Consider the following 15,244-nt stretch of genomic DNA (forward strand, 5'->3'; position numbering starts at 1 on the left):
CATCACTCCGCCGCTTCCACGTTGGCTTCGACAGGCTCGAGCGCTGCGGCGATGGCCTCGTCGACGCGCTCCAGCCAGATGAATTCGAGGTTGTCCCGCGCGCTCTTCGGGATGTCGTCATAGTCGCGCTTGTTGCGCGCCGGCAGCATCACCCGCTTCAGGCCGGCGGCGGCCGCAGCCACCACCTTCTCCTTGATGCCGCCGACCGGCAGCACCAGCCCGCGCAGCGAGATCTCGCCGGTCATCGCCGTGTCGCTGCGCACCGTGCGATTGGTGAGCAGGGACGTCAGCGCCGTGAACATTGCCACGCCCGCGCTCGGACCGTCCTTCGGGGTCGCACCCGCCGGCACGTGAACGTGGATGTCGCTCTTCTCGAACAGCTGGGGATCGATGCCGAGTTGCGTCGCTTTGCTCTTCACCAGCGTCAGTGCCGCCTGCACGCTCTCGCGCATGACCTCGCCGAGCTGGCCGGTCAGGATCATGCCGCCGCGGCCGGGGACGCGCGAGGCCTCGATGAACAGGATGTCGCCGCCCACAGGCGTCCAGGCAAGGCCGGTAGCCACGCCCGGAATGCTGGTGCGCTGCGCGATCTCGCCTTCGAAGCGCGGCTGGCCCAGCACATCGGCGATGTCCTTTGCCGTCACGACGACTTTCGCAGTCGTGCCTTCGGCGACCCGCACGGCGGCATGGCGGAACACCTTGCCGATCTCGCGCTCGAGGTTACGCACGCCGGCCTCGCGGGTGTAACCCTTGACGACCAGCTTCAGTGCCTCCGGCTCGATCTCGGCCTGCTCGGCCGTCAGGCCGTTGGCCTCCAGCTGCCGCCGCACCAGGTAGCGCCGGGCGATCTCCAGCTTCTCCTCTTCGGTGTAACCGGCGAGGCTGATCAGCTCCATGCGGTCCAGCAGCGGACCCGGAATCTGGTCCAGCATGTTCGCGGTCGCGATGAAGACCACGCGCGACAGGTCGAACGGCACGGCCAGGTAATTGTCCCGGAACGTCCCGTTCTGCTCGGGGTCGAGCACCTCCAGCATGGCGGCAGAGGGATCGCCCTGCACGCCGCGGCCCATCTTGTCGATCTCGTCGAGCATCATGACGCAGTTGCGGCTGCCTGCCTTCTTGATGCCCTGGATGATGTTGCCCGGCAGCGCGCCGATATAGGTGCGCCGGTGACCGCGGATCTCGGCCTCGTCATGCACGCCGCCGAGGCTGACGCGCACGAAGGGGCGATCCATCGCGCGCGCGATGGATTGTCCGAGCGAGGTCTTGCCGACGCCGGGCGGGCCGACGAAGCACAGGATCGGGGCTTTGCCCTGCGGAGCGAGCTTGCGCACCGCAAGATATTCGATGATCCGGCTCTTGATCTTCTCCAGGCCAAAGTGATCCGCATCCAGGATGCGGCGCGCTTCCTTGATGTCGATCGGCTTCTCCGCCGGCAGCGCCCAGGGCAGCTCGATCAGCCAGTCCAGATAGGTGCGGACCATGCCGGCTTCGCCCGCAGCCTCCGGCATCCGCTCGTAGCGGCGCAGCTCCTTCCTGGCATGCGCATCCGCTTCCGGCGGCATGTTGGCCTTGGCGATCGCAGCCGTCAGCTCGGCGACTTCGGCGGCCTTGCCGTCGCCTTCGCCGAGCTGGCGTTGAATGGTCGCCATCTGCTCGCGCAGGATCGCCTCGCGCTGCCGCTCGTCGAAGCTGGCGCGGGTCTGCTGGCCGATTTCGTTGCTGATGCGCAGCACCTCCAGCCGTTCGGCCAGGTGCTTCGACACCTTCTCGACGCGCAGAGCGAGGTCGATGGTTTCCAACACCTCCTGCTTGTCCTGCGGCTTGATGTCCATGAACGAGGTCGCCAGATCCGCCAGCGCGCCGGGCGCGCTGGTGTTCTGGAACATCGCGGTCAGCTCGGGCGGCGCCTGCGGCAGCAGCTCGATGGCCTCGACGGCTTGGCGCTGCAGGTTCAGCGCCCGCGCCTCGATCTCGGGGGAGGACGTGGTCGGCTCGGGGATCTGCTGGATGCGCGCAGCCGGGAACGGCGTGCCCGGCAGGAAGTCGAGGATGCGCGCGCGCTGCACGCCCTGGCAGACGATGTGATGCGTGCCGTCGGGTGCGGTGATGTAGCGCACGATGTTGGCGATCGTCGCGACCCGATAGAGATCGTCCGGGCCGGGCTCCTCGATTGCGGGGCTGCGCTGCAGGACGATGCCGACCGGTCGCTGCTCGCGCAGCGCCTGCTGTGCGGCGGCGATGGACTTCGCCCGGCCGATCGCGATCGGCGCGATGGCACCGGGAAACAGCACCATTTCGCGCACGGGGATGATGATCAGTGCGTCTTCGGGAATCTTCACGCCAGCACCGTTTTGGGAATTCGTCGGTTCGTTATTCATCTGTTCGGTGGCCATGATCGACCTCAGGATTTGGCGAGGCGCAGTGCGACGCAGCCGTCCATGACGAAGCGGCTGATGGCATAGCGGCCAAGGGGCAACGCGATGCGGCGCTCAAAACGCCCCTGCGGCAGCTCGAGCCGGTGGATGCGGGCGTTGCGAAGCTCCGGCGGCAGCGTGCGCTGGCCGGAGATGATGAGGACGCCGTCCTGGATTACCGTCTCGACATTGTCAGGATTGACGCCGGGAAGCGCGACCAGGATCAGGAGCTCATGCTCGGTCTCGAGCACGTCGATCGGTGGCTCCCAGCAGGCCTCCTGGCGGCCGAACTGCTGCCGCATGCGCTCGCCGCGGGTCAGCTGGTCCAGGGCTTCGGACAGCATCCAGTCGAAGGGGTTTTTCGGTTGCATGGCAAAACTCGGGGGAGGCGCTGCGGTTGGAAAACGGGGATATGGGGATGGTTCCCGCGAATTCCAGCATCGCGCGTATGGAGCATGCCTGGCCCTCGAAGCAGCGGAGGCCCTTGCGGTCAGACGTATCGACGCCGCGAAAGATATTCCGCGGCGTCGATGGCAATGATTGGGCGAGATGCGGGGGGATCAGGCGGCCTCGCGATACTCGGCCTCCGCCTCGAGGTTGATCACCGAAGTGGCGAGCTCCGACAGCGTATGGTCGGTCGCCTCTTCCTCATCCAGCGTCTCCTGAAGCAGCCTCGCGGCGTCTGGCATGCCGAGCTCCTCGGCCCAGGTGCGGAGCGTGCCGTAACGGGAGATCTCGTAATGCTCGACGGCCTGCGCCGCTGCGAGGAGGCCGGCATCGAGGGCAGGGGCGTTCTTGAAGTCCTTCATGATCTCGGCACCCTCGTCGGTAATGCCGTTGATCGCCTCGCACGGCTTGCCGCGCGCCGGCTTGTCCAGCATTCTGAAGATCTGCTCGAGCCGTTTGACCTGGCCCTGCGTCTCCCGCAGGTGCTTGTTGAAGGCGGCCGCAAGGTCCTTCGAATGCGCGGCCTTGGCCATCTTGGGAAGCGTCTTGATGATCTTGTTCTCGGCGAAATAGATGTCCTTCAACGTTTCCAGAAACAGATCACTCAGCATCTTGGGCGCCTGACGCGGACGGCGCGATGCGGTCTTTTTCTTGGATGCGCGTTTCTTTGCTTTCTTAGCCATAAATCCTCCTCATGAGGTGACACGGGAAGGCACGCCCTTCCTCAATCCACACGCGATCAAGAGCCAGCGTCTGCAAATGTTCCTCGCGAAGGCCCTCGCGAGCCGCTCTGGCTGGCCGTTCACGCCTGCCGAGACGCCCCCCGATGCTCGACTTCGCCCTGTCCGCCTTCGTCACGCTGCTGCTGGTGGTCGATCCCGTCGGCCTTGCGCCGGCCTTCCTGGCGGCGACCAGGGGCATGCCCGAGGCGATCAAGCGGACGGTGGCTCTGCGCGCCCCGCCTCGGCCCACCTGATCGCGCGGACGCTGGGACGCACCGGGAAGGCCGTGCTGTCGCGGGCTCTTGCGGCCAATTCGGTGCAGTTCGTGATCAGCGGAATCGCGGCCGTTCGGGCGCGCCTGTCAGAGGGCTGCGACGATCTTTTAATCTATTGATTTTACGATCAATTTCTTGGGTTTGCGGGCCTTCCGGCAAGCCGGCGCCCGAACCGGTCCGCTTTCGCTTGCGCTGCCATATTGCTTTGACGTACTTCGGGTCTAACAAACTCCCGTCGCAAGAAGGCCGAGGTAAAATCGAGATGTCGATCACATCGGACGAGCTCGAGAAGAGACAGGCCATCATCGACGCCTGCCGCCGCATGAATGCGCTCGGCATCAACCAGGGCACCTCAGGCAACATCAGCGTGCGTTTCGGCGAGGGGCTCCTGATCACGCCCACCAGCCTGCCCTATGACGCCATGACGCCGGACCAGATCGTGTTCATGGCGATGGACGGCTCGCACGCGCCCGATCAGAAACCGTCCAGCGAGTGGCGCTTCCATCTCGACATCCTGAAGGCGCGCGCCGACGTCGACGCCGTCGTCCACGCGCATCCGACCTATTGCACCATCCTGGCGATCATGGGCATGGAGATTCCGCCGGTGCACTACATGATCGCAGCCGCCGGCGGCGACAGCATCCGCTGCGCGCCCTATGCCACTTTCGGGACAGTGGAACTGTCCCGGCATGCGGTGCATGCGCTGGAGGGCCGGCTCGCCTGCCTGCTCGACCATCACGGCATGATCGCGCTCGGCAAGACGCTCGACAAGGCAATGTGGCTTGCCGTCGAGGTCGAGACGCTGGCCCGGCAATATCACGGCTGCCTCCAGATCGGCAAACCGCCGCTGCTCTCGAGCGCCGAGATCGAGCGCGTCCGCCAGCGCATGGCCGGCTACGGCCTGTCGGAAGGGTAGGGCGGGCAGACGGTGTTTGCGCGGATCAGATATCTCGTCGATCGCAAGGGGACCAACCGCACCATGGTGCGGCTGCGCGCGCTCCTGCGCAGCAACGAGTTCTACCTGATCCCGCTGGCGCTCGTGATCGGGACGCTGGCCGGCGCGATCGTGACGCTGATGGCCGAGATCGCGCAGATCGCCCATGTCGTGATCTACGGCATTCCGATCGACGTGCGCCTCTCGGCCAACGCCTATGTCAGTCCCTGGGCGGCGATGATCGCGCCCGCGCTGGGCGGCCTCGCGCTCGGCGTGATGGAATGGTGGCGGCGACGGCTGAAGCTGTCGAGCGCGGTCGACCCGATCGAGGCCAATGCGCTGCGCGGCGGCAATCTGTCGATGCGCGACAGCGTGGTGGTGTCGAGCCAGACCCTGATCTCGAACGGCTGCGGCGCCTCGGTCGGTCTCGAGGCCGGTTACACCCAGATCGGCTCGGGCATCGCCTCGCTGTTCGGGAAGTTCTTCAACCTCCGCCGCAACGACCTCCGCCTCATCGTCGGCTGCGGCGCCGCGGCGGCGATCGCGGCGGCGTTCGGCGCGCCGATTACCGGCGCGTTCTACGCCTGCGAGCTGATCGTCGGGGTCTATTCGGTCGGCAGCGCGGCGCCGATTTTGGCGGCCTCGCTCGCCGGCGCGCTGACCGCGCAATGGCTCGGCGGCGCGCCGTACTCGATCGAAATACCGAAGGTCAGCGCCGTCGGCGTCGAGCAATATCTGGCGCTGATCGGGCTTGCGCTCATCACCAGCGGCGTCGGCATCGCCGTGATGCGCTCCTCGCCGATGTTCGAGCGCCTGTTCAAATGGCTGCCGGTCTGGCTGCGTCCGGTGTTCGGCGGCCTCATCGTCGGCAGCTTCGCGCTTGTCACGCCGCAGGTGCTGGCGGCCGGCCACGGCGCCATGGTGCTCGACCTCTTCCATGAGATGACGATCGGCCTGGTCGCGACCATCATTGCGCTGAAGGTGACGGCCTGCCTGATCTCGCTGGCCTCGGGCTTCCGTGGTGGTCTGTTCTTCGCCTCGCTGTTCGTCGGAAGCCTGATCGGAAAATTCTTCTCCGCGGTGCTGCTCCTGATCAGCCCGAACTTCGTGATCGATCCGCTTGTGGCGATGCTGACCGGCATGGCCACGCTCGGCGTCGCAATCGTCGGGGGTCCCCTGACGATGTCGTTCCTCGTGCTCGAGATGACCCGCAATGTCGACGTCACCGCCGTGGTGCTCGCCGGCTGCATCGTCACCTCGATCTGCGTCCGATTCATGTTCGGCCACTCCTTCTCGACCTGGCGCCTGCATCTGCGCGGCGAAACCATCCGCAGCGCCAACGACGTCGGCTGGCTGCGCAACCTCACCGTCGAGCGCCTGATGCGCTCGGACGTCGGCAAGGTGCCGTCGAGCACCACGATCGCGGCGACACGACGGGAATTCGCGCTGGGGTCGCGGCCCGGCATCGTCATCGTCAACAATGCTGACGAATATGTCGGCCTCGTCCTGCTGCCCGATCTGTTCTCCAGCGACCTCGACACCATCGCCGACGACATCCAGGTCATCGAGCTCGCGCGCCTGACCGAAATCGTGCTGATCCCGGAAATGAACGTGAAGAGCGCGATGGCCGTGTTCGACGAGGCCGAGGCCGAAATGCTGGCGGTGGTCGATTCCACCGACAGCCGCAAGGTGGTCGGCTTCCTGACCGAGAACTTTGCCCGCCGCCGCTATGTCGAGGAAATCGACAAGGCCACGCGCGGCGTGCTGGGCGCATTGTCCTAAACCGCAAGTCCCGGACCGGCGTTTCGACCTCCCGGCTGCAGGTGACGTGCTGTGGAAGCACTGGAGCTATCGCACCCAGAGGGTTTGCAATCCTTCAAACCGTGGCAGATTGCCGCGATCGCGAAACATTTCGGTGCTTCGTGAATTACGTGTTGCTTCCATGTCTCTTGTTTGGTGCGAGCAGAGGGCATTCAGATGAATGACAGGTCCGCGCATTCGGGAATTGGCCGCCGCGCCATGCTGGCGGTGTTCGCCAGTCTCGCCCTGGTGATGGCGCCCCTATCGCCTTCGGCTGCAGCGTCCCCGGCGCCGGTCAAGGCCACGCCGGCCGCAATGACAGGTCACGGCTCGTCCGCAGTGACCGATTTCGGCGCAGCGCGCCGCCATCATCATCACTACCGTCGCGGACCGAGCGCGGCGGGCCTTGCCTTCATGGGCGTCGCCGCCGGCCTGATCGGAGGCGCGATCGCCGAGAGCCGTCGGCAGGAGTACTACGACAATTACTATGATGGCGGTCCGGGTTATTACGGTCCCGGTTACGGCTATTACGGTGGACCGCGCTACTATCCGTACTGACCGCTGCCGTGGCTGGCCGCGCGGCCGCTGCCCCCTGTGTCGCGCTCTGTCAACGTCCTCCGGCGGAAATATTCCACTTTACCTGCGCTACATCTCGCGCGGCGGAGCGCGGGTGCGAGGTCGGCACCCGGCCTTCCCTGCCGAGAGCGTGGAGTGACCCAAGCAAAGCTCGGGCGAATTGCGCCGCGAGGACGCGATGGTGTGTCTGCAATTCAAAATGAGGCCGAAACAGTGTAGTTGCCGCCCCACGCTCCGTCATTGCCTCGCTTCGCTCGCACTGACAAAAGCAGTGCCGGCTAAACATTCGGCAGTCGCGTATCGCAAGCTCGCCGGTGGACTTGCCCGCTCCAATCCGGTTGAATGGGCCAACCGAGTTCCAGGCACAAACGATGTCGAAATATCTGCTGATCCTGCTTTTGACCGCCGTGCCGGCTGCGGCGCAGGTGAAACCTGCTCCCAAGGCCTCGGCGGCGCGTCCCGACCCCTGCGCTCCGATCGGGCGCACCGCGGACGGCAAGCTGGTCTATTCCATGAAATGCGAGAACCTGCCGGCCCCGCCGCCGGCCGCGGCACAGGCGGAACTAAAGGAGGCTCCCGCACCGGCGGCCGCCGCCGAGCCGGAGACGCAGCGGAGCGGCATATTCGGCTGGTCTTACGACCGCAGGTAAGCCGTTCTGCGCCACTTGCGCGAAGCCCGCCGGAATGCTCTTTGCTTGCAAGTTCCCCGCGGGGCATGCCCCCGCCGCTGAGAAGATCAGATGAGCAAGCTCGTTATCCGCGCCGGCGATTTCACGTTCGACGCCCGCTTCGAAGAGCAGGCGGCGCCCAAGACCGTTGCCGCGTTCCGCAAGGCGCTGCCGTTCGAGAGCCACATCATCCATGTGCGCTGGAGTGGCGAAGGCGTCTGGATGCCGCTCGGCGATCTCGACTTCGGCGTTGGCTATGAGAACCACACCAGCTATCCCGCGCCGGGCCAGATCATCCTCTATCCCGGCGGCATCAGCGAGACCGAGATATTGCTCGCCTATGGCGGTGTCCGCTTCGCAAGCAAGATGGGCCAACTCGCCGGCAATCATTTCATCACGGTGACCTCCGGTCTGGAGAATCTGGTGACGTTGGGCAAGAGCGTGTTGTGGAATGGCGCGCTACCGATTCGTTTCGAGGAAGTCTGAGTGACCGATACAAGCTACCCGCGCGATCTTCGCGGCTACGGCCGTAATCCACCCCACCCGCAATGGCCCGGTAACGCGCGCGTTGCGGTGCAGTTCGTCGTCAATTTCGAGGAAGGCGGCGAGAACAATGTCTTGCACGGCGACCGCGCCTCGGAAGCGTTCCTGTCGGACGTGCTGGGCGCGCAGCCGTGGCCGGGCCAGCGTCACGCCAACGTCGAATCCATGTTCGAATATGGCTCGCGCGCCGGCTTCTGGCGGCTGTGGCGGACGTTCGGCGAGCGCAAATGGCCGGTCACCGTGTTCGGTGTCGCCACCGCGCTGAGGCGCAATCCGGAGATCGTCGCTGCGATGAACGAATCCGGCTGGGACATCGCGAGCCACAGCCTGAAATGGATCGAGCACAAGGACATGACGGAAGCGCAGGAGCGCGCCGAGATTGCCGAGTCGATCCGAGTCCATACCGAGGCCACCGGCTCGCGCCCGCTCGGCTGGTACACCGGGCGCTCCTCGATCAATACCAACAGGCTGTTGATGGAGGAGGGCGGCTTCCTCTATCTCTGCGATTCCTATGCCGACGATCTGCCTTATTGGGTGAAGGGTGCGAAGGGCAAGCAGCTCATCATTCCCTATACCTTGGACGCCAATGACATGCGGTTCATCAATCCGCAGGGCTTTGCCGAAGGCGAGCAGTTCTACACCTATCTGAAGGACGCCTTCGACGTGCTCTATGCCGAAGGTGAGACCGCGCCGAAGATGATGTCGGTGGGCTTGCACTGCCGCCTCGCCGGCAGGCCGGGCCGCGCCGCGGGCCTGATCCGCTTCCTCGACTATATCGGCAAGCACGAGCGGGTCTGGGTGCCGACGCGGTTGGAGATCGCGCAGCATTGGCATGGCAAGCACGCGCATCTTGCCACTGATGCATTCGAGATTCGGTGACAGCGCGATGTCGCAGATCCCGCTCGCCGAGCTGAACGCCGCAAGCCAGGCGGATTTCGTCGCCGCCCTCGCCAATGTCGTCGAATATTCGCCTTGGATTGCCGAGCAGCTCGCGGCGCAGCGGCCGTTTGCCGGCATCAACCAGCTGCATGCCCAGCTGATGGCGGCGATCCAGGCTGCCGAACCTGACGTGCAGCTGGAACTGATCCGGGCGCATCCCGATCTCGCCAACAAGACGCAGCGCGCAGCCGGCCTGACGGCGGAATCGACCGACGAGCAGAACAGCGCGGGCCTCGATCGCTTGTCGGAGGCCGAATATTCGGCGTTCGAGCGCGTCAATAATGCCTACCGCGACAAGTTTGGCATCCCCTATATCGTTTGCGTTCGGCGTCACACCAAGGATTCCATTCTGCGTGATTTCGAGACGCGCTTGCGCAATATTGCCAAGACCGAGACGCGTCGCGCGATCGAGGAGATCGGCCGCATCTCGGCGCTGCGGCTCGATCAGCTCGTCATCGCCGACGACCACTTGAAGGTGCACGGCCGGCTCTCGACCCATGTGCTGGACAATCACGGCGGCAAGCCCGCGCTCGGGATTGCCGTCGAGTTGGTCGAGCTCGCCGCGCTCGGCGAGAGCCGCGTCATCGCGCGTGCGGTCACCAATGCGGATGGCCGCACCGACCAGCCCCTGATCGGCGGCCGTCCGCTGCCGATCGGCCGCTACGAGCTCCGCTTCAACGTCGCCAGGTACTACGCCGAGCGTAACGTGCAGCTCCCCGATCCGCCCTTCCTCGACGAGATCCCGCTGCGGTTCGCGATCAGCGAGCCTGAGGGACACTATCACGTGCCGCTGCTGGTCACGCCGTGGAGCTACTCGACGTATCGGGGGAGCTGATCGCCGAACTTGTCGTGCAGCGCCGGAAACAGCCGATCCGGCTTGAACGGCGGCGCGGTGAAGCGGATGCCGGTGGCATCGGTGATCGCGTTGCCGAGCGCGGCGGCGACGGGGTTATACGGGCTCTCGCTCATCGACTTCGCGCCCAACGGTCCGATCGTGTCTGAGGTCTCGGCGAACAACACTTCCGTACGCGGCACGTCCGCGAAGGACGGCAGATGATAGTCGCGGAATTTGGGATTGGCGACGCGGCCGCCTGCGTCGACCACCATCTCCTCATAGAGGGCCGCCCCGAGGGCTTGGGCAACGCCGCCCTCGACCTGACCGCGACACTGCATGGGATTGGCCACGATGCCGGCGTCGGCGGCCTGCACGCTCTTGAGAATCCTGAGCTCGCCGGTGCCGGTGTTCACGGCGACGCGAAAGCCATGCACGTTGAAGCCGACGGAACGTGGCGTTCCCGCGGAATTGCCTTGGGCCGCGAGCGGACGACCGGTCTCGCGCGCGAGCTTCGCCAGCTCGGCAAACGACATTCGCCGCATGCCGCTGACGACGAATTCGGCTTCGAGCGTGCAGCTCGTGGCATCGCAGAGCCACGCGCCGGCGGCCGCCGCCTTCAACTCTTCCGCAAGCTGCATGGCCGCGGCCTGGGTCGCCTTGCCGGCCACGAACGTACCGGTGCTGCCGTAAGCGCCGGTGTCGTGGCCGCCATGGGCCGTGTCGGACTGGCGCAGGCGAATCCTGTCGACGGTGGTCGCCAGCACGGTCGCGGCGATCTGCCGGTGCACGGTGCTGGTGCCGTTGCCGAACTCGGCGGTGCCGACGGTGAGATCGAAGCCGCCGTCGTCGTTGAGCGCGACGGTCGCATCGGCAATGTGCCCGGCGGGCGGCACGGTGTCGATCATGCTCAGCGCAATGCCATCGCCGGTCAGCCATTCCGGCGACAATTCGGGCTGCTCGATATCGGCCTGCATCGCGCGCTCGACGAGGTCGATGCACTGGTCGAGACCGTAGGAACCATAGAGCACATCGTGATCATCGGACGCCGGTGGCGACAGCATGGGATCGCCGGGCCTGACGATATTGCGGCGGCGCATGTCATAGGGGCTGATGCCGAGCTGCTTCGCCAGTTCGTCGATGGCGGCCTCGACCGCGATCAGGGCTTGCGGCAGGCCATAGCCGCGAAACGCGCCTGCGGGCACCGTGTTGGTGTAGACGGCGAAGCCGTCGACGCGCTTGTTCGGGCAATTGTAGACGGCGATGGATTCCGATACCGCGTGGAACATCACGGACGGACCGTGATTGCCGTAGGCGCCCGTGTTGGAGAGCACGTCGAGTTGCAATGCCGTGAGCTTCCCGTCGGCATTGGCGCCGGCCTTGATGTGGACCCGCATCGGATGCCGCGTCGAGGTCGCGATGAACTGCTCCTCGCGGGTGAGCTCGAGCTTGACGGGGCGCCGGGTCTTCAGCGCCGCCAGCGCCAGGATGTCCTCGACGAACATCTCCTGCTTGCCGCCAAAACCACCGCCGACGCGCTCGCAGAACACGCGGACCTTGTCCATGGGAAGCTCGAAGATGTTCGAGAGCGCGCGCCGGGTCAGGAACGGGACCTGTGTCGAGGTGCGGACGTTGAGCACGCCAGCCTCATCGAGCCAGGCAAGTCCGCCATGGGTCTCGAGCGCCGCATGCTGTACGCGTTGGCTGTGGAAAGTCGCAGCGAAGGTGACGGCGGATGCAGCCAGCGCCGAAGCGACATCGCCGAACTCGCCGTGTATCTCCGCGACGAGATTGCGCTGGGCGTCGGCGACGCGGTTCGCGCTGGTCCTGTCAGGATGGACGAGCGGCGCGCCCGGCATCATCGCCTGCTCCGGGTCGATCAACGCGGGCAAGATCTCGTAGACGACCTTCAGCAGGCGGCAGGCCTCCTCGGCGGCGCCTTCGCTGTCAGCGACGACAGCCGCGACCTTCTGGCCGACGAAGCGGACGACATCGTCGAGAATGCGGGTGTCCGCGGGGTCCATCCAGTCCTTCTCGTGCCGCGCCGTCGAGAACAACATCGAAGGCGCATCTTCATGCGTCAGGATGGCGTGCACGCCTGCTACAGCCATCGCCGCCGATCTGTCGATCGAAACGATCCTGGCGTGCGGATGCGGCGAGCGCAGCAGCTTGATATGCAGCAGGCCGTCGATCTCGGTGTCGAAGGTATAATGCGCGGTGCCGCGGACGATGTCGGGGCCGGCAGGCGCCGGCAGGCTGCGGCCGAACGCACCGCCGGCTTCGACGCGCTCCTCGATATTGGTGTTGCCGTCGATCGCGTCCTCGATCGAACGATAGCCGGTGCAGCGACAGATGTTGCCCTTCAGCGCGGCGCCAAGATCGGTGCGCTGGGCCTGGTTCAGGGCGGCACAGGTGAGGATCATGCCGGCGGTGCAGAAGCCGCATTGGAAGCCCTGCGCCTCGAGGAAGGCCTGCTGCATCGGGTGCATACCGTCCTCGCCACCGAAACCTTCGATCGTGGTGATGGCGCGTCCCTCCGCACGAAACGCGGGGATCAGGCAGCTATGCACGGGCTCGCCATCGATCAGCACGGTGCAGGCCCCGCAATCGCCGGCGTCGCAGCCTTTCTTCACCCCGAAATGTCCGAGTTCGCGCAAGAACGTGCGCAGGCATTGGCCGGCGCGCGGCGCTTGCGGAAAATTCGTGCCGTTGATCTCGAAGCTCATGGTGACGTTGATCCCAGGAGCTCGGCACGGATCTCCTCGGCAAGCCGCAGCGTCATGTGCTTGCGCCAGAGTGGCTTGCCGTGAATGTCGGTATGATAGAGATCGTCGGTGATCTCCTCGGCGATCGCAGCGCGAAGCGCGCTCGCATCGGTCGGCCCAGGAAACGAGATCTGGATCGGGCGGACAGTCGACGCGGTGACGGTCAGCTTCAGCGCGCCATTGCTGTCGAGACTTCCGATCAGAAGAGCCGCGGAGCGGCCGACCGGCGCAAGCGAGATCTGGCGAAAGGCGGAGCGGCGCTTCAGCGCGGCGATCGGAATATCGATCTGTCGCAGCAAGTCGCCCGCGGACAGGCGATTGCGCTGATTGCCGGTGACGAACTCGACGACGGGAATCCGCTGCTCGCCGCCGCTGGCCTTCCAGATGGTGCAGACGCCGTCGAGCGCCGAGGTGAGCGAGATCATCGGCCCGGCCGGCAGCGACATGCAGAGATTGCCGCCGACCGTCGCCGTCTTCCAGATCTTGAAGGATGCGAGAAAGGCGCGGCAGCATTGGCCGATCAGCGGTGCCGCCAGCCACTCGGCCGGACAGGCGAGCGCATCGAGTTGCGAGATCGTGCAGGTGGCGGCGATGCCGAGGTGGCTGCTCGTGATCGCCAGCGCCGGCCATTTCAGATCGGTGAGATCGACGAGCCGCGTGAGGTGGGTCTGCGGTTCCGAGAACAACCAGGTGCCGCCGGCGAGCCAGGCATCACCCGGCGTCCAAATGGGCAGTTCGGAGCGCGTTTGCGGATGGGAGACCGCTGTGATGGTATTCAAGTCCATGGCCGCGATAATGCCTGCGCCGGTGATTTGACTGAAGGGAAAGTCTTGCAAGACCAGCGCCAAGTGGCAACAAGAAGTGGCACAACGAGTCGCGGTCATCGCGCTCTCGGGCTGGCCCCTGCCTTGCAGGCCTGTCGTCAGCGGATGTCGGGGGAAGCAGGCGCATGAGTGACGCAAAGCCGATCTGGATCAGGGATCCCCTCGCGATCCTCGCCGATGGTGCAGGGCACGGGATCGTCGTGAGCGATGGCCGTATCGTTGAACTCGTGCCCACAGGCGGGAGGCCTGCAACCGCAGACGTCACCGTGTTCGATGCGGGCGGACACGTCGTGCTGCCGGGTCTCATCAACACCCACCATCATTTTTATCAGACGCTGACGCGGGCGCTGCCGGCGGCGATGGACCGCGAGCTGTTTCCCTGGCTTCAGGCGCTCTATCCGGTGTGGGCCAAGCTGACGCCCGAATCGCTGGAGCTCGGCGTGACCGTCGCGATGTCGGAGCTGCTGCTCTCGGGCTGCACCACGACGACGGATCATCACTATGTCTTCCCGGCGGGGTTAGAGGAGTCCGTCGACATCGAGGTCGGCGTCGCAAAACGGCTCGGCATGCGCGTGCTGCTGACGCGCGGCTCGATGAACCTGTCGCAGCGCGACGGCGGCCTGCCGCCTGACAGCGTCGTGCAGGACGAGGACACCATCATGGCCGACAGCGCGCGCGTCGTCGCCAAGCACCACCAGCGCGGCCCGGATGCGATGGTGCAGATTGCGCTCGCCCCTTGCTCGCCGTTCTCGGTGACGACGTCGCTGATGCGCGCCACCGCCGCTCTCGCCGACAAGCTCGACGTCCGGCTGCACACCCATCTCGCCGAGACCGAGGACGAGAACAAATTTTGCCAGCAGATGTACGGCTGCCGCCCGCTCGACTATCTCGAGCAATGCGGCTGGCTCAATGCGCGGACCTGGCTCGCCCACGGCATCTTTTTCAACACTGAGGAGATGAAGCGCCTCGGCAGGGCCAGGACCACCATCAGCCATTGCGCGTGCAGCAATCAGCTGCTGGCCTCCGGCTGCTGTCCGGTGTGCGAGATGGAAGAGGCTGGCGTCGGCATTGGCATCGGTGTCGACGGCTCGGCCTCCAATGACGGATCGAACCTGATGCAGGAGGTGCGCGCCGCCTTCCTGCTGCAGCGCGCCCGCTATGGCGTGAGCAATGTCAGCCACAAGGATGCGCTGCGCTGGGCCACCAAGGGCTCGGCGGCTTGCGTCGGCCGTCCGGAACTCGGCGAGATCGCGGTCGGCAAGGCGGCCGACCTGGCGCTGTTCAAGCTCGACGAGCTGCGCTTCTCCGGTCATGGCGATCCGCTGGCGGCACTGGTGTTGTGCGGGGCGCATCGCGCCGATCGGGTGATGGTGGCGGGGAAATGGGCCGTGATCGACGGCGCGCTTCCGGGACTGGACGTCGCGGATCTGATCCGCCGGCATAGCGCCGCGGCGCGGGCGATGCAGGCGGGATAGGAAAATAGCAGGAGGGGGCGACCACAA

At 65.6% G+C, this 15,244-nt stretch carries 13 protein-coding genes and 1 pseudogene; 9 read left to right on the forward strand and 5 right to left on the reverse strand.

The genetic code is table 11. The features are described from left to right. Positions 1–2: 2 nt before the first annotated feature. The 3 genes from lon to BM222_RS14090 form a co-directional block, all read right to left on the reverse strand. A complete protein-coding gene (gene lon / locus BM222_RS14080; RefSeq protein ID WP_092228841.1) occupies positions 3–2,396 on the reverse strand; it encodes an endopeptidase La in 2,394 nt (797 codons plus the stop codon). 8 nt (positions 2,397–2,404) lie between these two features. After that, on the reverse strand, positions 2,405–2,788 hold the full coding sequence (locus BM222_RS14085; RefSeq protein WP_092228842.1) for an Hsp20/alpha crystallin family protein: 384 nt from the start codon (positions 2,786–2,788) through the stop codon (positions 2,405–2,407). Positions 2,789–2,977: 189 nt separating this feature from the next. Beyond that, positions 2,978–3,547 (reverse strand): YciE/YciF ferroxidase family protein, encoded by a 570-nt coding sequence (locus BM222_RS14090; RefSeq protein ID WP_092228843.1) that lies wholly within the window; start codon positions 3,545–3,547, stop codon positions 2,978–2,980. A 143-nt stretch (positions 3,548–3,690) separates the two neighbouring features. Between BM222_RS14090 and BM222_RS43305 the strand changes: the two are divergent. The 8 genes and pseudogenes from BM222_RS43305 to uraD form a co-directional block, all read left to right on the forward strand. Further along, positions 3,691–3,825: pseudogene (locus BM222_RS43305) on the forward strand (MarC family protein); the annotation flags it as partial. Between the two features lie 298 nt (positions 3,826–4,123). Next, on the forward strand, positions 4,124–4,777 hold the full coding sequence (locus tag BM222_RS14100) for a class II aldolase/adducin family protein (protein WP_177243213.1): 654 nt from the start codon (positions 4,124–4,126) through the stop codon (positions 4,775–4,777). Positions 4,778–4,789: 12 nt separating this feature from the next. Further along, positions 4,790–6,577, forward strand: a complete 1,788-nt coding sequence (locus BM222_RS14105) for a chloride channel protein (protein ID WP_092228844.1) — start codon at positions 4,790–4,792, stop codon at positions 6,575–6,577. Positions 6,578–6,772: 195 nt separating this feature from the next. Then, on the forward strand, positions 6,773–7,153 hold the full coding sequence (locus tag BM222_RS14110) for a hypothetical protein (RefSeq protein ID WP_092228845.1): 381 nt from the start codon (positions 6,773–6,775) through the stop codon (positions 7,151–7,153). Between the two features lie 389 nt (positions 7,154–7,542). Continuing rightward, on the forward strand, positions 7,543–7,821 hold the full coding sequence (locus BM222_RS14115; RefSeq protein WP_092228846.1) for a hypothetical protein: 279 nt from the start codon (positions 7,543–7,545) through the stop codon (positions 7,819–7,821). Positions 7,822–7,911: 90 nt separating this feature from the next. Next, complete coding sequence (locus BM222_RS14120) at positions 7,912–8,325, forward strand: DUF3830 family protein (RefSeq protein WP_092228847.1); 414 nt, start codon at positions 7,912–7,914, stop codon at positions 8,323–8,325. Then, positions 8,326–9,261, forward strand: coding sequence for an allantoinase PuuE (gene puuE, locus BM222_RS14125; protein ID WP_092228848.1), 936 nt, complete (start codon positions 8,326–8,328; stop codon positions 9,259–9,261). Between the two features lie 7 nt (positions 9,262–9,268). Continuing rightward, complete coding sequence (gene uraD, locus BM222_RS14130; protein ID WP_092228964.1) at positions 9,269–10,156, forward strand: 2-oxo-4-hydroxy-4-carboxy-5-ureidoimidazoline decarboxylase; 888 nt, start codon at positions 9,269–9,271, stop codon at positions 10,154–10,156. On the opposite strand, the gene BM222_RS14135 is transcribed toward uraD, so the two are convergent. Together BM222_RS14135 and BM222_RS14140 are read right to left on the reverse strand one after the other, a co-directional pair. Continuing rightward, on the reverse strand, positions 10,132–12,879 hold the full coding sequence (locus BM222_RS14135) for a molybdopterin-dependent oxidoreductase (RefSeq protein ID WP_092228849.1): 2,748 nt from the start codon (positions 12,877–12,879) through the stop codon (positions 10,132–10,134). The two genes, uraD and BM222_RS14135, sit on opposite strands and share 25 nt — an antisense overlap. After that, complete coding sequence (locus tag BM222_RS14140) at positions 12,876–13,703, reverse strand: FAD binding domain-containing protein (RefSeq protein ID WP_092228965.1); 828 nt, start codon at positions 13,701–13,703, stop codon at positions 12,876–12,878. Before BM222_RS14140 ends, BM222_RS14135 begins: the two co-directional genes overlap by 4 nt. Before the next feature lie 164 nt (positions 13,704–13,867). Here BM222_RS14140 and BM222_RS14145 point away from each other — a divergent pair, with 164 nt between their 5' ends. After that, positions 13,868–15,217, forward strand: a complete 1,350-nt coding sequence (locus BM222_RS14145; RefSeq protein WP_092228850.1) for an 8-oxoguanine deaminase — start codon at positions 13,868–13,870, stop codon at positions 15,215–15,217. Positions 15,218–15,244 lie beyond the last annotated feature (27 nt).

Origin of the sequence: Bradyrhizobium sp. Gha (assembly GCF_900113735.1) — a bacterium.
Classification (GTDB): Bacteria; Pseudomonadota; Alphaproteobacteria; order Rhizobiales; family Xanthobacteraceae; genus Bradyrhizobium.

Excerpts from the sequence above, each read along its gene's own strand:
- BM222_RS14120 (WP_092228847.1), top strand. The coding sequence starts at position 7,912 with ATGAGCAAGCTCGTTATCCGCGCCGGCGATTTCACGTTCGACGCCCGC.
- BM222_RS14115 (WP_092228846.1), top strand. The coding sequence starts at position 7,543 with ATGTCGAAATATCTGCTGATCCTGCTTTTGACCGCCGTGCCGGCTGCG.
- BM222_RS14090 (WP_092228843.1), bottom strand. The coding sequence starts at position 3,547 with ATGGCTAAGAAAGCAAAGAAACGCGCATCCAAGAAAAAGACCGCATCG.
- lon (WP_092228841.1), bottom strand. The coding sequence starts at position 2,396 with ATGGCCACCGAACAGATGAATAACGAACCGACGAATTCCCAAAACGGT.
- BM222_RS14140 (WP_092228965.1), bottom strand. The coding sequence starts at position 13,703 with ATGGACTTGAATACCATCACAGCGGTCTCCCATCCGCAAACGCGCTCC.
- uraD (WP_092228964.1), top strand. The coding sequence starts at position 9,269 with ATGTCGCAGATCCCGCTCGCCGAGCTGAACGCCGCAAGCCAGGCGGAT.
- BM222_RS14110 (WP_092228845.1), top strand. The coding sequence starts at position 6,773 with ATGAATGACAGGTCCGCGCATTCGGGAATTGGCCGCCGCGCCATGCTG.
- BM222_RS14100 (WP_177243213.1), top strand. The coding sequence starts at position 4,124 with ATGTCGATCACATCGGACGAGCTCGAGAAGAGACAGGCCATCATCGAC.
- BM222_RS14135 (WP_092228849.1), bottom strand. The coding sequence starts at position 12,879 with ATGAGCTTCGAGATCAACGGCACGAATTTTCCGCAAGCGCCGCGCGCC.
- BM222_RS14145 (WP_092228850.1), top strand. The coding sequence starts at position 13,868 with ATGAGTGACGCAAAGCCGATCTGGATCAGGGATCCCCTCGCGATCCTC.
- BM222_RS14085 (WP_092228842.1), bottom strand. The coding sequence starts at position 2,788 with ATGCAACCGAAAAACCCCTTCGACTGGATGCTGTCCGAAGCCCTGGAC.